General features: G+C 44.1%; 19 protein-coding genes. 7 read left to right on the plus strand and 12 right to left on the minus strand.

From position 1 onward, the window contains the following. Nucleotides 1–35 precede the first annotated feature (35 nt). The 7 genes from QT996_RS03575 to QT996_RS03605 form a co-directional block, all read right to left on the minus strand. Complete coding sequence (locus QT996_RS03575; protein ID WP_333044583.1) at nucleotides 36–1,202, minus strand: LptF/LptG family permease; 1,167 nt, start codon at nucleotides 1,200–1,202, stop codon at nucleotides 36–38. A gap of 81 nt (nucleotides 1,203–1,283) precedes the next feature. After that, on the minus strand, nucleotides 1,284–2,012 hold the full coding sequence (gene lptB, locus QT996_RS03580) for an LPS export ABC transporter ATP-binding protein (RefSeq protein ID WP_333044585.1): 729 nt from the start codon (nucleotides 2,010–2,012) through the stop codon (nucleotides 1,284–1,286). 172 nt (nucleotides 2,013–2,184) lie between these two features. Beyond that, nucleotides 2,185–2,655 (minus strand): LptA/OstA family protein, encoded by a 471-nt coding sequence (locus tag QT996_RS03585; RefSeq protein WP_333044586.1) that lies wholly within the window; start codon nucleotides 2,653–2,655, stop codon nucleotides 2,185–2,187. A 239-nt stretch (nucleotides 2,656–2,894) separates the two neighbouring features. Continuing rightward, nucleotides 2,895–3,020 carry a hypothetical protein gene (locus tag QT996_RS03590; RefSeq protein ID WP_333044588.1) on the minus strand — a complete coding sequence of 42 codons (126 nt, stop codon included), beginning with the start codon at nucleotides 3,018–3,020 and terminating at the stop codon, nucleotides 2,895–2,897. Between the two features lie 52 nt (nucleotides 3,021–3,072). Then, nucleotides 3,073–3,459: a cytidine deaminase gene (locus QT996_RS03595; RefSeq protein WP_333044590.1), complete on the minus strand. Its 387-nt coding sequence runs from the start codon at nucleotides 3,457–3,459 to the stop codon at nucleotides 3,073–3,075. A 149-nt stretch (nucleotides 3,460–3,608) separates the two neighbouring features. After that, entirely contained in the window at nucleotides 3,609–4,016 is a 408-nt protein-coding gene (locus QT996_RS03600) for a DUF309 domain-containing protein (RefSeq protein WP_333044592.1), read from the minus strand. Between the two features lie 144 nt (nucleotides 4,017–4,160). After that, nucleotides 4,161–4,523, minus strand: a complete 363-nt coding sequence (locus QT996_RS03605) for a ferredoxin-thioredoxin reductase catalytic domain-containing protein (protein ID WP_194012549.1) — start codon at nucleotides 4,521–4,523, stop codon at nucleotides 4,161–4,163. 404 nt (nucleotides 4,524–4,927) lie between these two features. On the opposite strand from QT996_RS03605, the gene QT996_RS03610 reads away from it, so the two are divergent. The 3 genes from QT996_RS03610 (at nucleotide 4,928) to cas6 (ending at nucleotide 5,986) form a co-directional block, all read left to right on the plus strand. Beyond that, nucleotides 4,928–5,098, plus strand: coding sequence for a hypothetical protein (locus tag QT996_RS03610; RefSeq protein ID WP_333044593.1), 171 nt, complete (start codon nucleotides 4,928–4,930; stop codon nucleotides 5,096–5,098). Nucleotides 5,099–5,125: 27 nt separating this feature from the next. Next, complete coding sequence (locus QT996_RS03615; RefSeq protein WP_333044594.1) at nucleotides 5,126–5,257, plus strand: hypothetical protein; 132 nt, start codon at nucleotides 5,126–5,128, stop codon at nucleotides 5,255–5,257. Nucleotides 5,258–5,338: 81 nt separating this feature from the next. Next, on the plus strand, nucleotides 5,339–5,986 hold the full coding sequence (gene cas6, locus QT996_RS03620) for a CRISPR system precrRNA processing endoribonuclease RAMP protein Cas6 (protein ID WP_333044595.1): 648 nt from the start codon (nucleotides 5,339–5,341) through the stop codon (nucleotides 5,984–5,986). A gap of 21 nt (nucleotides 5,987–6,007) precedes the next feature. Here the strand turns inward: cas6 and QT996_RS03625 are convergent, their stop codons facing one another. Both QT996_RS03625 and QT996_RS03630 read right to left on the minus strand, forming a co-directional pair. Further along, nucleotides 6,008–7,444: a DUF2079 domain-containing protein gene (locus QT996_RS03625; RefSeq protein ID WP_333044597.1), complete on the minus strand. Its 1,437-nt coding sequence runs from the start codon at nucleotides 7,442–7,444 to the stop codon at nucleotides 6,008–6,010. A 9-nt stretch (nucleotides 7,445–7,453) separates the two neighbouring features. Then, the gene (locus QT996_RS03630) at nucleotides 7,454–9,037 is read right to left on the minus strand and encodes a DUF2079 domain-containing protein (RefSeq protein WP_333044599.1); all 1,584 of its coding nucleotides are present in this window, start codon (nucleotides 9,035–9,037) and stop codon (nucleotides 7,454–7,456) included. Nucleotides 9,038–9,164: 127 nt separating this feature from the next. Between QT996_RS03630 and dxr the strand changes: the two genes are divergently transcribed. Further along, nucleotides 9,165–10,355 (plus strand): 1-deoxy-D-xylulose-5-phosphate reductoisomerase, encoded by a 1,191-nt coding sequence (dxr, locus tag QT996_RS03635; protein WP_333044600.1) that lies wholly within the window; start codon nucleotides 9,165–9,167, stop codon nucleotides 10,353–10,355. A 319-nt stretch (nucleotides 10,356–10,674) separates the two neighbouring features. On the opposite strand, the gene QT996_RS03640 is transcribed toward dxr, so the two are convergent. Beyond that, nucleotides 10,675–11,187 carry a phosphoribosyltransferase family protein gene (locus QT996_RS03640; protein ID WP_333044601.1) on the minus strand — a complete coding sequence of 171 codons (513 nt, stop codon included), beginning with the start codon at nucleotides 11,185–11,187 and terminating at the stop codon, nucleotides 10,675–10,677. 54 nt (nucleotides 11,188–11,241) lie between these two features. On the opposite strand from QT996_RS03640, the gene QT996_RS03645 reads away from it, so the two are divergent. Beyond that, complete coding sequence (locus tag QT996_RS03645; protein ID WP_333044602.1) at nucleotides 11,242–11,991, plus strand: pentapeptide repeat-containing protein; 750 nt, start codon at nucleotides 11,242–11,244, stop codon at nucleotides 11,989–11,991. Between the two features lie 327 nt (nucleotides 11,992–12,318). Here the strand turns inward: QT996_RS03645 and QT996_RS03650 are convergent, their stop codons facing one another. Both QT996_RS03650 and QT996_RS03655 read right to left on the minus strand, forming a co-directional pair. Beyond that, nucleotides 12,319–12,519 (minus strand): hypothetical protein, encoded by a 201-nt coding sequence (locus tag QT996_RS03650; protein ID WP_333044643.1) that lies wholly within the window; start codon nucleotides 12,517–12,519, stop codon nucleotides 12,319–12,321. A gap of 702 nt (nucleotides 12,520–13,221) precedes the next feature. Continuing rightward, a complete protein-coding gene (locus QT996_RS03655; protein WP_006632170.1) occupies nucleotides 13,222–13,419 on the minus strand; it encodes a hypothetical protein in 198 nt (65 codons plus the stop codon). Nucleotides 13,420–15,063: 1,644 nt separating this feature from the next. Between QT996_RS03655 and QT996_RS03660 the strand changes: the two genes are divergently transcribed. Both QT996_RS03660 and QT996_RS03665 read left to right on the plus strand, forming a co-directional pair. Further along, nucleotides 15,064–15,249 (plus strand): hypothetical protein, encoded by a 186-nt coding sequence (locus QT996_RS03660; RefSeq protein WP_333044603.1) that lies wholly within the window; start codon nucleotides 15,064–15,066, stop codon nucleotides 15,247–15,249. A gap of 864 nt (nucleotides 15,250–16,113) precedes the next feature. After that, entirely contained in the window at nucleotides 16,114–16,248 is a 135-nt protein-coding gene (locus tag QT996_RS03665) for a hypothetical protein (protein WP_333044604.1), read from the plus strand.

The raw sequence follows: 16,248 nt of genomic DNA on the forward strand, positions 1-16,248 counted from the left end.
TCCAAATTACCCATGCCCAATGTTATTGGTAAAACTTACCTAGCCGCAGCCCGCACCAACAACAATCCCCCGATTCCCAAGCCAAACACGATCGGCAGCCAAGCCGAAAGAATCGGAGTCAAAACAGCTTTCACGCCCATAGAACTGGTGATGAAAGAAAATACGTAGTAAGTAAAAATCACAACTACGCTAATACCAAAACTCGTTCCTCGACCGGAGCGGCGCGGTTGAGTTCCCAAAGCTGCTCCCACTAAACCAAATACCATGCACACGAAAGGAAAAGCATATTTTTCTTGAATTCGCACCTTTAATTTGCGAATTTGCGGTTCGTCGCCACTGTTTTTAATGATATCCAAACGCTCTAAAGCTTGGGCAATGTTCATTTCCTTGAAATCCCGCACTCTAGCCGCTAAATCTAAGGGCGTGCGGGGGAGTTGCAATTGCTGGTGTTGAAACCTAACTATATTGCGGTAAGAGCCATCAGGAGCTACTATATAAGCGGTTCCGTTGAAAAAATCCCAGGTATTTTCTGAGGGATTCCAAGTAGCGGATTCAGAAGAAACGATTTGATTGAGGCCTGGGGTGGAGCGATCGATAATTGTTAAACCTTTCATTCGCTGGCCGTCAAATTGTTCTGCATAAAAAAAGCGAGCCAGGATTTCGTCGCCGCCTTTTTCTGGTTTGCGAAATTCAGTGTAGATAATATTTTTATCTTGAAATGTGGGTTTTTCTCGCTTCAGAGCTCTGTCTAAAGTCAGAGTAGCTCTGTAGCTGGCGGCGGGTACGACTAACTCTTGCAAAGCAAAGGTGAAGCCGGCAACAATTAAACTCATAATCACTGCGGGCAGTATCAATCGGTAAACGCTAACTCCGCAACTGCGGAGGGCGATGAGTTCGCTGTCGCTGGACATTCGGCTGTAGGCCATTAAGGTTGCTAGCAGCATTGACATGGGGAAAGCCAATACTACGAAGTAGGGAATTTGCAGGAGAAAAATTTCTATGGCGGCGCTGTAGGGAAGGCCGGATTCTGTTACTCTGCGGACTAATTCAAATAAGGCTCCAACTGTGACGGCGACGGATGTAAAGAGTCCGACGCCGAAGAGAAATGGCCCGATTAGTTCTTTGGTAATGTACCAGTCCATTACTGAAATTCTCGGCAGCCAGTTGATGGGATTCAAAGAATTGGATATTGCTATTTTCATAGTGGCGCGTTGTCGCAGATTGCTCCTCAATCTAACATCTAAAATCTCAAATTCGACCGTTTGCCGAATGCCTTCAAAAGACTATCGCACGAAGTTGTCACCTAAGTAATACTGTCGCACTAAAGGGTTGCTATAGAGTTCTTCTTCAGCCCCGGAGGCTAAAATTTGGCCGTCTCGCATGATGTAGGCTCGATCGGTAATTTCCAGGGTTTCTCGGACGTTGTGATCTGTGATGAGGATGCCGATTTTACGATCGCGCAATTTAGCAATAATGGTTTGAATTTCGTCTACGGCGATTGGATCGACGCCTGCAAACGGTTCGTCTAAAAATAGGAACATGGGGCCGTCTCGCCCAGCGGCTAATGCTCTGGCCAGTTCAGTCCGCCGCCTTTCTCCCCCTGATATTTGAATTCCCAAACTGGATGCTATTTTTTCTAAGCGAAATTCTTGCAATAGGAAATCGACTCGATCCCGCCATTCCCAGCGCGGCACTTGAGTTTGTTCTAGCACTAACAAAATGTTGTCCCGCACGCTCATGTTTCGGAAAATGCTTGCTTCTTGAGCGAGATAGCCAATTCCCAAATGCGCTCGCTGGTGCATCGCCAATTTAGTGATGTTTAAATCGTTGAGCCAAACGGTGCCTTGATTTGGTTTTTCTAATCCGGTTGCTATGTAAAATGTTGTGGTTTTACCGGCACCGTTGGGGCCGAGCAGTCCTACGATTTCTCCTTGGGCTACCGAAAGGTTGACGCGACTAACTACATTGCGTTTTCCGTAGGATTTGTGAATATTTTCGAGTACAATTTTCATTTTCGCTCCCGGCAACCTCTACAAGCTAAATTTCCGACTGCAGCTTTGTGCGATGAGTATCTAATTTAAATTTTACCTTTTCAAGTTTGTGAGTTTTATAAAGACGAAATTTCGCATCTATCCCAAGTAGTATGTTTTGGCTGAGGCGAAATTTCGCTGCTGCGAGCCACTTTTACCGGGGGGCTGTAGTTGGACGTTGGGAGCCAACTGCATTTTGGGCTGCCGCATCTTGTTCCGGGGCAACCAGATAAACAGATTCTACCTGTCCTGGGTTGTCTGGGAGGGCAATAAACCGCCCTTCGTCGATGAGGTATGTTATGGTTTCGCCGCGCAGGCTGTTACCCTGCTGCAATACGTAAACATCTCCGCTGAGAATGATCCGGCGCTCGCGGCTGAAGTATTGAGCTTGAGCTGCGGTTGCTTGTATTTGGCGGGCTGGATAATTGATTTGGACGTTGCCGCGGGCTGTCACGATGCCGGTTTTTGAGTCGGCTTCTTGGATGTCCGATCGCACGCTGAGAGTGCGGGGCGGCCCGGCTTGGGGGTAGGTGGGAGAGGCGATCGCGCCTGCCAGAGTCAGGGGCAACAGCAGCGATAATCCTTTGAATATTCTGGAATTGAGTAGTTTAGCGGAGGGCATCATAGCTTACAAGCCTCAAAATTTGTAAAATTGCTGAAGGGCATTACCTCCAGTTTTGACACTGACAGATCAGCTACCGGGAGCATTTAACTTGTCTGTTGAGACTGAGTGAAGGACGCCGGACACGGCAACCGGGACATTTTTCTTGATGGAGATTAGATGCACAACAGCTTATCAGTTAAATATTTTATTTTAACGGCCCGAAAGACTCCCGCACTTGTCGGTCGGCTGGCGGGAGAGCGTCAACCAATTATCCTAGCAATCTTGGCAGCACTTTCTTCGCCTGTTTGGATGATTTGCTGGAGAAAGCAGGTTTTTTGACGGTTTCCTCGATCGGGAAGTTTCGGGCAGCCTGCAACCACAATCACGACTCGCTCTCCTAATGGATCGAGATCGGACGCTGTTTTTGCCAGAACATCATCAATCCCTCCTCTGGTATTTTCTAGGCAATAATTGGCTGATAGTCATGATCTCCGCCTCCGCAATAATTACTTTGCAACCGGGAGCATAATCGGAAATCAACTCACGACACATACCGCACGGTGGCACAACTCGACCTTTACGATCTACAGCAACTATTGTTTCAAGTTCTGTATCTCCTGCTGCCGCTGCCATTCCGATCGCAATCGCTTCAGCACAAACCGCAACTCGCCCAACATACGCTTCCAAATGGACAGAGGAAAAGACTTTGCCCGACTTTGTTCGCAATGCTGCTCCAACATGGTGAAAGTCTTCTTTGAAACGCTTGTTGATTATGGAGCGAGCATTTTCAATTAGTTCTTTATCCTTCAATTCGATAGGAGACATAGGATTTAACTCATTGCAGTACAGCTTTCGATAATGAGCGTGTTGAAGTAAACCCACTCATAACCTCAAGATAACTTAACCCCGATCGCCAACAGATTGCTTTTAAACTGCGAGCTTCACAGATAACTCAAGCCGTACAACGGCTCAAGTCAGCAGCGTTTGAGTTTGATAATTCGCGGCAATTGCAAGCCTGCGACTTCTGTACCTGTTACAAGCGGCACAAATTTAGCTACTTCTTCCGGGCCAGCTTGTTGCAAAGCGCTCAAAAGTTTAGCACTTTGTCCAAGCAAGTCTTCAACAGCAATTCCGCCATAACTCGGCTGATAATAACTGAGCCGATTTATTCCTTCTCCCAGCAAGATTACTGCACCGCGCCAGTTTTGATTTCCTAAGTGATAAAGCGCGACGGCAATTTGCAATATTCCCTGATAAAACCTTTTTTCCGGCTCGCCGGCTTCCATCCACAAAGCCTCTAGTGTGTCGTGACAAGCATAAAAGTCTTGACTATTAAACTGTTCGATACCTTGCCAAAACTCGATCGGGATTTCCTCTGTCATTCGATTGGAGATTGGGGACTTTCGATTGCGGATGTGTGTTTGAGTAGGCGGCGATCGATTTTTTTATAGCTAAGTCTTAAAAATAGGAAAAATAACGACCTGTTTTCAAAACTGCTGCCATTTCACGACCGCCTACTTAACCGATTACATAGTCTCTCTGACCGCTTGAATCTGATCCATACCAATTTCCTGATTAGTTCCCGCGAAATCGTTATCTGGCGTCAGAAATAACATACAGTGACACTCTTTGCGCTCGCGCATGGGAATGCAGGGACAATTCCAGTAGGCGGCTTTGACTTCGGCTTCTTTATCTTCGTAATGCCGACAAGGGCATAAGGGAGCGCCTAGTTCATCTTTGTGTTTTGCTAGTCCTTCTATCACGACAGCAGTGACGGAAGGTTCAGAACAAAAGTAAGTTCCCGTGCGCTTGGCGTAGGTTTCGGAGAAATTCTTCATCGCCTCCAAAGTTTTTTCGTTGGAGAGTTTTGATTTTTCTGTTGTGTTCATAGTTTAGGATCGGAGTTGAGGATGCTACGAGCTTTTGACAATTGTAGCGCACAATGTGATTTTAAACACTTGTATATTTCTGTTTACTTACAAGGAGGAAAACCTTGACAAAGATTGAGTTTTAAGTTGTTGGTTTTTTACTGGTTTTTGTCTATCCCGGAGGGTGCGGAAAACTTGTGGCAGACCGGGTTTTTGGAGTTGCCAAAAGATTTGGGCCCTCGATCGCCCTCAACAATCATCCCCCAAAGGGGATAAAAATCGGATAAGATAGCACGGCGCTCTTTCTGTGACGGCTATAGGCACGGCATCTGAGGGCAACTTCCCCGAACCGCACCGACACCCGCGATCGAAAATCTCCTCCTTCTGGGCTGATTTGGCCGGCTGACACCGATTTAGTCGGATTAGTGTTTGAATTGATTCCCCGCGCTGCTAGCTATCTGTACGCGCAGTATGCTATAGGTTTGCACGCTTGGTTTTTAGGTCAAGTACACCAAACTGACCCGGATTTATCGAAACTTTTGCACGATGAACAGTCAGAAAAAGCCTTTACTATTTCGGGATTGGAAGGTGATTAGCTCCCCGGTGGCAAAGAATTTCAGCTTTTGGGCGATCGAATTTATCGCTGGTACGTAACAGGACTTTCAAAGCGAGTAGTGCAGTGGCTGAGTCAGTGGCTGCAAAATTTGCCCGAAGAGATATATTTGCGAAATGCTCCGCTGCTAATCCGCTCTTGAGATATTGCTTTTGCTCCCACAACTTACCAGTAATTATTAACAGCCGAACTCTCCTTTTCGCCCACCATCAAACTTAGTTTTGTGACTCCTAGAAGCTTTCGTAGCAAAAGCCATCACTTCTCTTTGCCAGTTCCCGAAAATGTTTTTCACAGCTATTTGCGCCGCTGGAATAACTTTTATGGCGTCATTTTTTACCAAGCAGAGTTTTTGAATTGGATTGATGAAAATGCCATTATTAGCCGCCACAAATTGGAGTCGCAAAAGGTAGCGGCGGGCAAAAAAGGCATGGTAACGGGTTTCACTGGGGCTGTGGAATTTGGGCTAGGGCGATCGGCTCACACTCGCCCTGATTTTGTACAATTATTTTATGCTTTGGGGCGGTTAGCGCCTTACGGCGGCACTGGCCACAAAACAACTTTTGGATTGGGACAAACGCGAGCACAAGGGTTGATAGAAGCCCTCCCTGAAGTGTCGATACAAAGCATATTGGCCGCGCGAATAGATGAATTGACAGAGAAGTTTATGGCGCCTAGAAAGCGTAGAGGTGGAAGTCGGGCTGCTGAGGTTGCGGAAACTTGGGCGACGATTTTGGCGCCCAGGGAATTGGGGGAATCTTTGTTTGATATTGCTGCTGATTTGGAAATGCCTTATGAAACTGTGAAAACTTACGTGAAGTTGGCAAGAAAGGCTTTGAAAGTGGAGGATTCGCGCGAATTAGTTGACTGTTGACTGTTGACTGTTGACTGCTAACTAATGACTCTTAGTAAATAGGTATATGTCGTCTCGCTGATATTTTAGTTGAAATTGAGGGTTGTTTTTTAGTTTAGTTATGAGGTTTTCCACAAAAGCTCGATCGCTCATCCAGCCAGGATAGCGCAAATTCAGCAATACATAATCAAATTCTGCGAGATTTGCCGGCGGTGCGTTAGCCAGAGTTAATTTTACTACAGGGCGCTGCGCTAAGTGCGGAGCAATCTGAGCATTTGTTAAAATACTGCCTTTGGTTTCAACAAGAGAAATTGCCTCTTTGGTAGCTGGCAAAGTGTCGAACCCATTTAAATAAATAGTCCAAAAATAGCCGTATTTGGCTAAAGCTAAGAAAGCAATCAACGACCAAATTACAATGAGTCTAGGCAATGGATAATTAGGAATTGGCAATCTATCAAATATTGTTTTTCCCTTTTGCTGATTGCTAGCTGCTAAACTGGAAATTACGGCAACCAACAAAAAAGGCAATATCGGCACAGAATATTGATGAATTAAATCCCGCTGAGCGGGGATATCGGAAAGAATATTCATCGCCAACATTGGTCCAGCACTAATTAAAGATGACAGATGACGTGGGGACAACCACCAAATTACAGGTAATAGCAATAATGCTAAATATTCAAAAGTCGCTAAAGAAAACAAACGCCCTAAAACTAGATTTGGTTTCACTATTAAATTAATAGCAATTTCAAATACCGAGTTTCCCAAATATTGATATCGCCCGATTCCCGCGTGTTCTCTTCCCTGATTAAAATACGGTATAACTGCCTGAGTAGCTACCAGGAACCAACCCGCGCCTAGAAAGAGAGCTATGAGTCCACACTTGCGTTTTTTGTCAAAACACAACAGCCACAAACCCATCGCAGCCACAATTAAAGATAGTACGGCTTTGCAGCTCAAAACTAATACAATTGCAGCACAAAACCACAAGGTTTTATTCAGCCTCGCTGCTAAGATTGCTGCTAGCATTGCTGGTAAAGCAGTTACTTCTGGGTGGAAGTCGAAGAGATTGACATTAAATACTGCGGGATAAAGCAGATATACGACTGAAATTGCAATTGCTTTTCGTTCGTTTAATCCGGCTTGACGTGCTAAACTCCAACTCGGCCAAGCCCCTAAAGCTAGGGAAACAGCTTGCACTAAAAAAAGCCAGTGAACATCTGGATATATTTTGTAAAGTAAAGCTAGTGGATAGAATATAAAAGCAGCGTGATCGCCCAAAATATTTATTGCCATTAAAGAGGAAAATGGCGTTTGATTTTGGGAGATTAAATAAATTGCTTGGTCAAAAATTGCTAAGTCGAATGCAGTTGACTGAAACAAAGCGTGCCGCGCGCTGCTGGCGGTAAATAAGACTATCGTTGTCACGACAATCATTAAAAATACTGGATGAGATTTTAGAGATTTTAAAGTTACCATTTTATAAGTTTAATCAGCGATTCGTTTAAATAGCAGGACTTCGTTTTTTTGATAAGTTAATTTAAAATCGGGAGATTTTTTAAGTTGATTTGCTAAGGTATCACCAATTTTTTCAGTATCAGGCCAGGGATAGCGCAGGTTTAATAATATGTATTGAAATTCAGGTAATTTTGTTTGGGGCGAAATTTGTGACAGCAATTTTACTATTGGGCGGTGGGCCAAGTGAGGGGCCAGTCTATTATCTGTTAAAATACTGCTTTGCGGTTGAACTTGTGCGACTGCTTCGCGTGTAGCTTGCCAGGTATCTAGTCTATTTATGTACAGATAAAAATCTTTATATTCGCCCACACAGAGGAAAATTAGTAATGACCAAATTATCATGATTCTCGGCAATTGAATTCCCTGCCAAAGTTGAGAAATTCGGAAGTTTTTAAATTGTCGCAGATTGACCCATGTTAAAAAATGTTGTTTATTTGCTTTATCCTCTTCCTTGTTGTCTTTTATTTCTTCCCTGTTCCTGGTTTCTTCCTTCGCGATTACTGCTAAAAATAAAAAGGGAATTACAGGCACTGAATACTGATAGGCTAAGCTGCGTTGAAATGACAAGTCAGAGAGGATATTGATCAGCAGGGTAGGGATGGCAGGAATTAGCGCTGTTAGATATTGTAGGCGTAGTTTGCCGGAAAATGGCAATAGCAGCCAAATCACAGGTAAGGTGAGGAGAAATAAATATTTGAATGTATCGAAGGAAAAAATTTTTCCTAATACTAACTGTGGTTTTAATATGAGATTGATGATAATTTCTAGTACGGATTTGCCTAAATAGCTGTAGCGCCCGACTCCAGCGACTTCGCTGCCGCTAAAGAAGGGGATGATTTTCTGGGAAGCTATCAAAAACCAAGCTGCACCGAGCAAAAGTGCGATCGCCCCGTACCGTTGCTTTTTTTCGCAAAAAAACAGCCAGAAACCCATAGCAACAACGGTTAGGGACAAAACTGCCTTGCAACTCAAAACTAACAGAATAGCGGTACAAAACCATACAATTTTATTTAAACGCGCCGCCAAAATTGCTCCCAAAAGTGCCGGTAAAGCGATTACTTCCGGGTGAAAATCAAATAAATTGATGTTAAATACCACCGGATAGAGCAAATAAATCAATGCGATCGCACGGGATTGTTCTTGATTTAAACCTGCCAAACGCGCTAAACTCCAGGTAGGCCAAGCCCCCAGGGATAAAGCAACTGCTTGTACCAACAGCAGCCAATGCACATCCGGGTAAATTTTGTACAGCCAAGCTAGCGGATAATAAATTACCGCTGCGTGATCGCCCAAAATATGAATCCCCATTAAAGAAGAAAAAGGCGTTTGGTTTTGGCTGATTAAGTAAATTGCTTGGTCAAAAATTCCCAAATCGAAAGCAGTTGATTGGAATAAAGCGTGCCGTAAACTGCTACACAAAAAGAAAATTGCCGCAGCAGTAGCGATCGCCCAAACCAAACTCGACGGTAGCTGCGATCGACCTTCCTCTCTATTTTCGGCGATCGAGACACTGATGTCCTCACGGTCATCAGCAAAATTTTCCCTATTCTGCATGAAATCTGGCACTAGGTGGTCACTCAAAATATGATTCCATCGAATGTGCTTTCCACGCAATAGTTAACCACTAATTTTTATCCCCGCAATCGTAATATTAGAATAATCCACAAAACATTAAACAATTGTGAAAGCAATAACTCTTCTCGGTTCCACAGGCTCCATCGGCACTCAGACTCTGGATATTGTAGCTCAATACCCCGATCAATTTCGGATTGTCGGGTTAACTGCCGGACGAAATGTAACGTTGCTGGCCCAGCAAATTCGCCAGTTTAGACCGGAGATTGTCGCGGTTTGCGACGAAGATAAATTACTGGAATTGAAGGAGGCGATCGCAGACATCGACCCTCAACCTATTTTACTTGCTGGCGAGTCAGGCGTTGTCGAAGTTGCCAAATACGGCGATGCTCAAGCCGTCGTCACCGGCATAGTTGGCTGTGCCGGTTTGCTGCCAACAATTGCGGCAATCAAAGCAGGTAAAGATATCGCCTTAGCCAATAAAGAAACATTAATCGCAGGGGGCCCCGTTGTCAACCCCTTAATCGAAAAATACGGCGTTAAAATATTACCGGCTGACTCGGAACATTCGGCAATTTTTCAGTGCCTCCAAGGTGTTATGGTTGGCGGGTTGCGACGAATTATTCTCACTGCTTCGGGGGGTTCTTTTCGAGATTTGCCGATCGACAAATTAGCAGAAGTAACAGTAGCCGATGCTTTGAAACATCCGAATTGGTCGATGGGGCAGAAAATTACGATTGATTCTGCTACTTTGATGAATAAAGGATTAGAAGTAATCGAGGCTCATTACTTATTCGGAATGGATTATGACGACATTGATATTGTCATCCATCCCCAAAGTATAATTCACTCGTTAATTGAGCTGCAAGATACCTCTGTTTTGGCGCAATTGGGATGGCCGGATATGCGATTGCCGCTGCTTTACGCTTTGTCTTGGCCGGAGCGAATTCATACGGATTGGAAACCGCTGGATTTGGTGAAAGCTGGGGATTTGACTTTCCGAGAACCCGACCATGAAAAGTATCCTTGTATGCAGTTGGCTTATGCGGCGGGACGTGCGGGCGGTTCGATGCCTGCGGTGCTGAATGCGGCAAATGAACAGGCGGTAGCGCTATTTTTGGAGGAGAAGATTCAGTTTTTGGATATTCCGAAGTTGATTGAGAAGGCGTGCGACAAACATCAAGTCGATAACTGTGAAAGCCCTGCTTTAGACGATATTTTGGCTGCGGATAGGTGGGCGCGGCAGGAAGTTTTGGCAGATAGTATGGAATTGGGCGATCGTATTCTTTCGGTTCGCTAATTGTATCAGCAGACTTGCACTTACCCACAAGCCCTAGGAGTGAATTAATTCCCCGTCTCATAGCTAAAGTCGGTTCAAACCGACTGCCCAACTTTAATAAATATTCAGTTTTCTTTGAGAGGACTTTAGCTATGAGACACTGGTTTCCACCCCTGACGGACTATGCCAAAAAGTGCAAGATATAGCAAGTCTATTTGAGTCATGAATGTAGAACAACCTGAAACGCTTGTGATGATTGAATCGATTGTTTACAAATCAAATGGTTTTGCTATATCGGCAAAACCCTATTAAAGGTTGACCAGATTTTAGCTTTTATTCACTAACTCCCAACTTTCGCCACCAAATCAGCCGCACTCATCTTTTCGTACATTTCAAAAGGTTGGTGAATCCAAGGATTGTCAGCCAAATAATCTACATAATAATCCGGCTTCGCAACAGAACAAGCCTTGTACCAGAGTACAGCAGTCCGAATTTCCTGAATATCCTCGCCGTAGCGACTCTTCAGCCAAGCGATACCTTGCTCTAAACTAATTCCCGAATCCACCAAATCGTCAATCAGAAGAATGTGGGTGCCCAAATTATCGCCCACCATTGTCAAATCGCGCGCAAACTCGATCGCGCCCCGGACTTTCCCCTCGGCCCCACCATAGGACGAGGCAGCTAAAATTGCCAGAGGCTTGTCGAAAATCCGCGACAGAGTATCCCCAACCCGCAGCCCTCCCCTCGCCAGACAGACAATGCGATCGAATTTCCACTGAGATTCCTCAATTTTTACAGCCAAATCCTCAATTTTCCGATGGTACTCAGGCCAAGAAACGTAAAGGTCACTCATTCCTAATATTATTGAAATATCAAAGGTATTATTAATTATTTTGGGGAAAATGACATGGATGCAGAGGAACTTCTCAGACGGTATGCAGCCGGAGAACGGGTTTTTCACAAAGTAGACCTGAGCGGTGTCCATATGTCAAGGACAAATTTGCGCGATATTGACCTGAGTCACGCTAATTTAAAAGGTGCAAATTCGATCGGTCTCACCCTCTACAGAGCTAATCTGTATCAAGCAGATATCAGCCAAGCCAACCTCTCCCAAGCAAACCTCATGTCCGCTAATTTTGGCGAATGCGACGCAGTGGGAGCGAACTTGAGCGGAGCCATCTTGCGGAGTGTCGTGTTCAGCGGGGCCGATTTAACGGGGGCGAGTCTCAGGGGTGCAGACATGAGAGATGCAAACCTTCAGGGGGCAATTTTGATTCAAGTTTATGCAGTTAACGCTAACTTGCAAGGTGCAAACTTGACAGAAGTAAAACTTTGCGGCATCAACCTCAGTAAAGCAAATTTAACCGACGCGAACTTAACACAAGCTGACCTTAGCCGTGCTAACTTAACTCAAGCAAATCTGAGCTGGGCAAATTTGACGGAAGCAAATCTGGAAAAAGCGGATTTGAAGGGAGCCGATTTGAGCGGAGCTAACTTGAGCTGTGCAAATCTCCATCAAGCAGATTTGAGCGGAGTTTCCCTTAAGGGAGCAAATCTCCGGGGAGCAAACTTGCATCAAGCTTCTTTGCGCGGGACAAATTTGAATGAAGCGAATCTGAGAGAGGCGATGATGCCTGACGGCAACATCTCTGACTAAATAAGCTGAAAAAATAGAAGTTAAAACCGCAGGGTGCCTGTGGCGCACCCTACATTTAGGCTAATGCCTGATTTTTTTAAGGGGATTTAATTCTGCGTTGATCTCAGGCGCCCAAAAATCGAGAGAAGCCCCGGACTCGTGTTGTGGAGAGGCAAAAATTTTAGAGTCTTGTTCAAGCTCCCATATTCATCTGTGGAGTAAATCTAAAATCTCAAATTGTTCGAGTGAGCGGGACTCCACGGTTCGACTGAGCGCTTGCGGAAGTCTAAAATCCAAAATTGACTGACAGTTCATTTAAAGAGAGTGGCAAAAAAAATTGGCGATAATTTAATCTACAACCTTCAGCCAGCCCCGGCGAACGGCGTGGAGCAAGCGGTTGATGGCTGTTTGATCTTCTTCGGTAAGACTGTCATTTAACAGGGCTGTCTTGAGCTGTTGTCGGTGAGTGGGAGTCAGCAGACCGGAGTGATATACCTGAAAGACTAGCTCTGCAATAGTAAATTGAGGTAAAAGCGTTTGGGTTTTCATCATGTGTTTTTTTCTGAACTCACTTTTGACAGTATTGACTAATTTTTCCAAAATTTATGTGATTCAACTACGGGAGTAAATGTGATCGATTGGCTCTTGATGAGTGATTTGTGTCAGTGGGACTTGGGGATCGGATGTTTTCTCGATAGCCCTGCTACTTGAAACACAAACCCCGTGCAGATTCCTCGCTTCTGGCAACTCCCACATCTCTACTTTTGGTTAAGAAACGGTGACAAATAAATTAATATTTATCTATTAATAGATTACTAATGACTGCTAGCGAAATCGCTCAGCTTAATTCAACGTAAAACTTTTAGCGTGTTTAGAAGCCCGCTTTTACTTACATTTACCTAGTTTCTTGGTGTGGTCTTTTTTCCGTGAATATACTTAATGACCCGCCCAAAGACAGATCCAAGTTTTCCATAGGAGTCCCCAGCAGCGCAATATTTTAAGCTCTAGTTCAAGCTCCCACATTTATCTGTGAAGTCAATCTAAAATCTAAAATCTAAAATCTAAAATCGACTGGCTGCTTCAAATCAAAAATCCCGGCTTCTTCAAGAAACCGGGTCGAGCTTTTAGATCGCAGTACAATTTTTTTTGGAGAGGGTTAATGCAGCGACCTACTCACAAAAATCTTATTGTTGGCAAAGCTTGAGAGGAGAGAAAGTAGAAATACTCATCTCAACTTCTTGTGTGAGGGGACTAATCAGAAATCCTGACCCATCCGCGGCGGATAGCGTGCAGTAGGCGGTTGACTGCATCTCTGGCGTCTTCGCTGAGAGCGCTTTGGCAGAGTTCGCGCAGTCCGTGGCTTTCAGTGCGAGTTAGATTGCCTGAATGAGTGACTTGATAGAACAGTTCAGCGATCGCGCGATCAGATTTTAAAGTCAGAGCTTGCATGAAATCTCGTTGAACTCGACGATTATAATATCGAGCATTGGAGAAAAGAGTAGGGTGATTGCAGTCGGCTAAGCTGTGTGATCGTTCTTGGCTCGATTTGTGACCGAAGTCTGTGAGTATACGTGAGTTAAATCACAGTAAACCAAAGACCTCGATCGCATAAGCTATGATTTGGGTGGTAGCCTCAAGGTTTGACAAAATCTCGAAAAGCTCTGAACACAAGGCTTTGAGTTCCCAAGACCGCCGCGCAGCGAGAGTAAGTCCGCTCAACATCGCAGGCTCTGGACTTCAATAGCTGTGTAACTTTGGGTTTTAGATACTTGCAGCTTGCAGCTCAGGGCATAAAGTTGCGATCGACGAGCCACGGCCTGAGATACAATAATTATAAATACTTCTATCCAATTTATAGGCAGGCAGGTAAAAAAATGATAATGATTAGCTACTTTTCGATTGCCTTAATCGTTTTTATTGTTTGGTTCAAAAGTTTTTGGAATGATACTGCGACATCTAAAAAAGACTTGATCTCTTGGACAGCCTTAATCATCGGGCCTCTCTTTTGGCCTGTTGTTCTGCCCCTATCCCTTTTGCAAATTACCAGCCAAAAGTCTGTTGTAAAAACAGCTCACTGCGAGCAAGAATTATAATAAATTATGGAAGTAACTGGCTTCAACACAGTCGCTTATGTGAGCCTAAATTATTCGGCGTGCCTCACTCCGGGCAGCGAGTAATTTATTTTGTTTCAGTGTGAAAAAATGTAGCGAGAAGGTAGAACCCAATAAAAATTCTGAATCCTAAAACAGTATTTTTTTACCGCTATCTAATTCTGCCTTCTGCTTTTTGAATCTGCCCCAAAACGGATACAAGTTTCCGAGAGGAGTCGCCAACCGCCCAAAATTTTAGGCTTTTGTTCAAGCTCTTAGATTCCTCTGTGGAATAAATCTCAAATCTCAAATCGTTCAACTAAGCGAGATTGACTCAGCGGTCGCTGAACGTATCACACCGAAGTCTCCAATCGACTGATGCGTACTTTTTTTTGTCAGATCGTGATTTAATGGTGCGGCTCAGTAAAAATTGTTCAGGCAAAATTGTCAGACTCAAATTATCGGACAGCGACCACAAAATTTTTTAGCCAAAAATTATCTGCCACCTCAACAAAGCTCAAAATTAATATGTAATTTAACATGGCCTGTTGCTTGAAAAAATATAACTTCAGACATATTTTCGCCTGCCGTTGACCAACTTAAGAATTTTTATACTTCCGGCTGCTACCTACCATTAATCGAAGGTGGGAAAATCCGGGCGAGGAGTTGAAAGACAGCTAGGATCTTTACTCTGTAAGCTTTTCTAGCTCGCTTTTTTCAAAGTGTAGCAGCTCTAAACAGGAAAATGTAGAGCTCGTCTGCGCCCCAATAGCCTAACTCTTACCGCAGTTAGATAGACAATTCAAGGCAGAGACTGCAATATGAAATAGGCAACAAAAACTGTTTCAAATCGCAAGTACGACTTATTTTGGGCGATCGCTCATCAGGAGTGTATAACGGGAGCCAGCAAAATTTTTAGGGGTGCTAGATGTTTGGGAACTTCTAAAAAAAAGTGCCGTCACGGTATCCACATTCGCTATTTGCATAAAAAGTAGGAGTCAAAATGAACCAAGTATCTGAGAAACCAATTTATAGAGTTCTTCATCTATTGTCGCTGCTAGCGCTGGCATACTATGGAGCTACTTCCATCAATTATATTGTCGAGAGTGACGCTCAAATCTACAGCTACGACAGCCAGAGCAATTCCCACCAGTCACCAGCGCACCTAGAAGCACACCGCTCGGAATAAATAGTAGAGATTTTCTCTGAAGGAATGCCGAACTAAATTTCGGGGAATTTGCTAAGCGTTAATGATCAGCTCGAAGTTAACAACAATTAGGAAACAAATATTGGGTAAAATATTAATATTTTAACTCACAGGTATTAGCCATCGAATGTACCACCAAAGTTAACTATTTAATTTGTTCTCAAAAGAGACCAGAGAGCTGAAAGGATGGCCAAGCATTTTCATCAGTAAAAGCATTAATAGCTGTAGTAATCGCTTCATCAAGAACATTTGAAGGTGAATATCCTTGAGAACGGAAAATCGCTTGAATTTTGACCCACTAAAACTCTATCGGAGATAAACCCGGCGAGTAGGCAGGTAAGAATTTTACCTTGGCTCCGATAGATGCCATCACAAAAATGATGGCTTCAGCATTATAAACAAAGAAATTATTGATAACTACAATTGGGCCAACCCATAACTGGGGCAGGATTCGCCAGCAGTAAAAAATTTTATATCCTAGTTCCAGTTCCCAGATTCATCTCTGGAGTAAATCTAAAATATAAAATCTAAAATCTAGTCACAGTACCGTCACAAATCTACCGACCCACGGTTCATCCCAACTTCACCAAATGACGAGCGCTGCTTTGTCTGATTGTCCGGATGGATGTGGAGCACGGTGGAAATGACGGATTGGGGGTTGAAAAACTGGGTTTTTTAGCCAAAATCCTGCGTTGAGCGTGAGGGATTTGGCTGAAAACATCAAGGTGATTCAATCAAAAGTCCGTCCGGGACTGTGTTGGGACGCACTTTTGATTGAATCCGGCCTCCAGCGTGCACGGGCTTGCTTTCAAAGCCAGCTAATAAATTTTGATTTCTGGGGAACTATTGGCGAAAATCAAAAGTCAGGTCAACTACATTGTACTTAAAAGCAATCGCAGGTCAGTTCCAGCCCCATTGCGGGCGATCGAACTCTCCGGCGATCGACAGTGCCAAGGGCCCGGTGCAACTTCTCAATCTTGA

Origin of the sequence: Microcoleus sp. S13C4 (assembly GCF_036700865.1) — a bacterium.
Classification (GTDB): domain Bacteria; phylum Cyanobacteriota; class Cyanobacteriia; order Cyanobacteriales; family Microcoleaceae; genus Microcoleus.

Excerpts from the sequence above, each read along its gene's own strand:
- QT996_RS03600 (WP_333044592.1), bottom strand. The coding sequence starts at position 4,016 with ATGACAGAGGAAATCCCGATCGAGTTTTGGCAAGGTATCGAACAGTTT.
- QT996_RS03585 (WP_333044586.1), bottom strand. The coding sequence starts at position 2,655 with ATGATGCCCTCCGCTAAACTACTCAATTCCAGAATATTCAAAGGATTA.
- QT996_RS03575 (WP_333044583.1), bottom strand. The coding sequence starts at position 1,202 with ATGAAAATAGCAATATCCAATTCTTTGAATCCCATCAACTGGCTGCCG.
- lptB (WP_333044585.1), bottom strand. The coding sequence starts at position 2,012 with ATGAAAATTGTACTCGAAAATATTCACAAATCCTACGGAAAACGCAAT.
- QT996_RS03625 (WP_333044597.1), bottom strand. The coding sequence starts at position 7,444 with ATGGTAACTTTAAAATCTCTAAAATCTCATCCAGTATTTTTAATGATT.
- QT996_RS03660 (WP_333044603.1), top strand. The coding sequence starts at position 15,064 with ATGAACCAAGTATCTGAGAAACCAATTTATAGAGTTCTTCATCTATTG.
- QT996_RS03645 (WP_333044602.1), top strand. The coding sequence starts at position 11,242 with ATGGATGCAGAGGAACTTCTCAGACGGTATGCAGCCGGAGAACGGGTT.
- QT996_RS03595 (WP_333044590.1), bottom strand. The coding sequence starts at position 3,459 with ATGTCTCCTATCGAATTGAAGGATAAAGAACTAATTGAAAATGCTCGC.
- QT996_RS03630 (WP_333044599.1), bottom strand. The coding sequence starts at position 9,037 with ATGCAGAATAGGGAAAATTTTGCTGATGACCGTGAGGACATCAGTGTC.
- QT996_RS03650 (WP_333044643.1), bottom strand. The coding sequence starts at position 12,519 with ATGAAAACCCAAACGCTTTTACCTCAATTTACTATTGCAGAGCTAGTC.
- QT996_RS03605 (WP_194012549.1), bottom strand. The coding sequence starts at position 4,523 with ATGAACACAACAGAAAAATCAAAACTCTCCAACGAAAAAACTTTGGAG.
- QT996_RS03640 (WP_333044601.1), bottom strand. The coding sequence starts at position 11,187 with ATGAGTGACCTTTACGTTTCTTGGCCTGAGTACCATCGGAAAATTGAG.
- QT996_RS03655 (WP_006632170.1), bottom strand. The coding sequence starts at position 13,419 with ATGCAAGCTCTGACTTTAAAATCTGATCGCGCGATCGCTGAACTGTTC.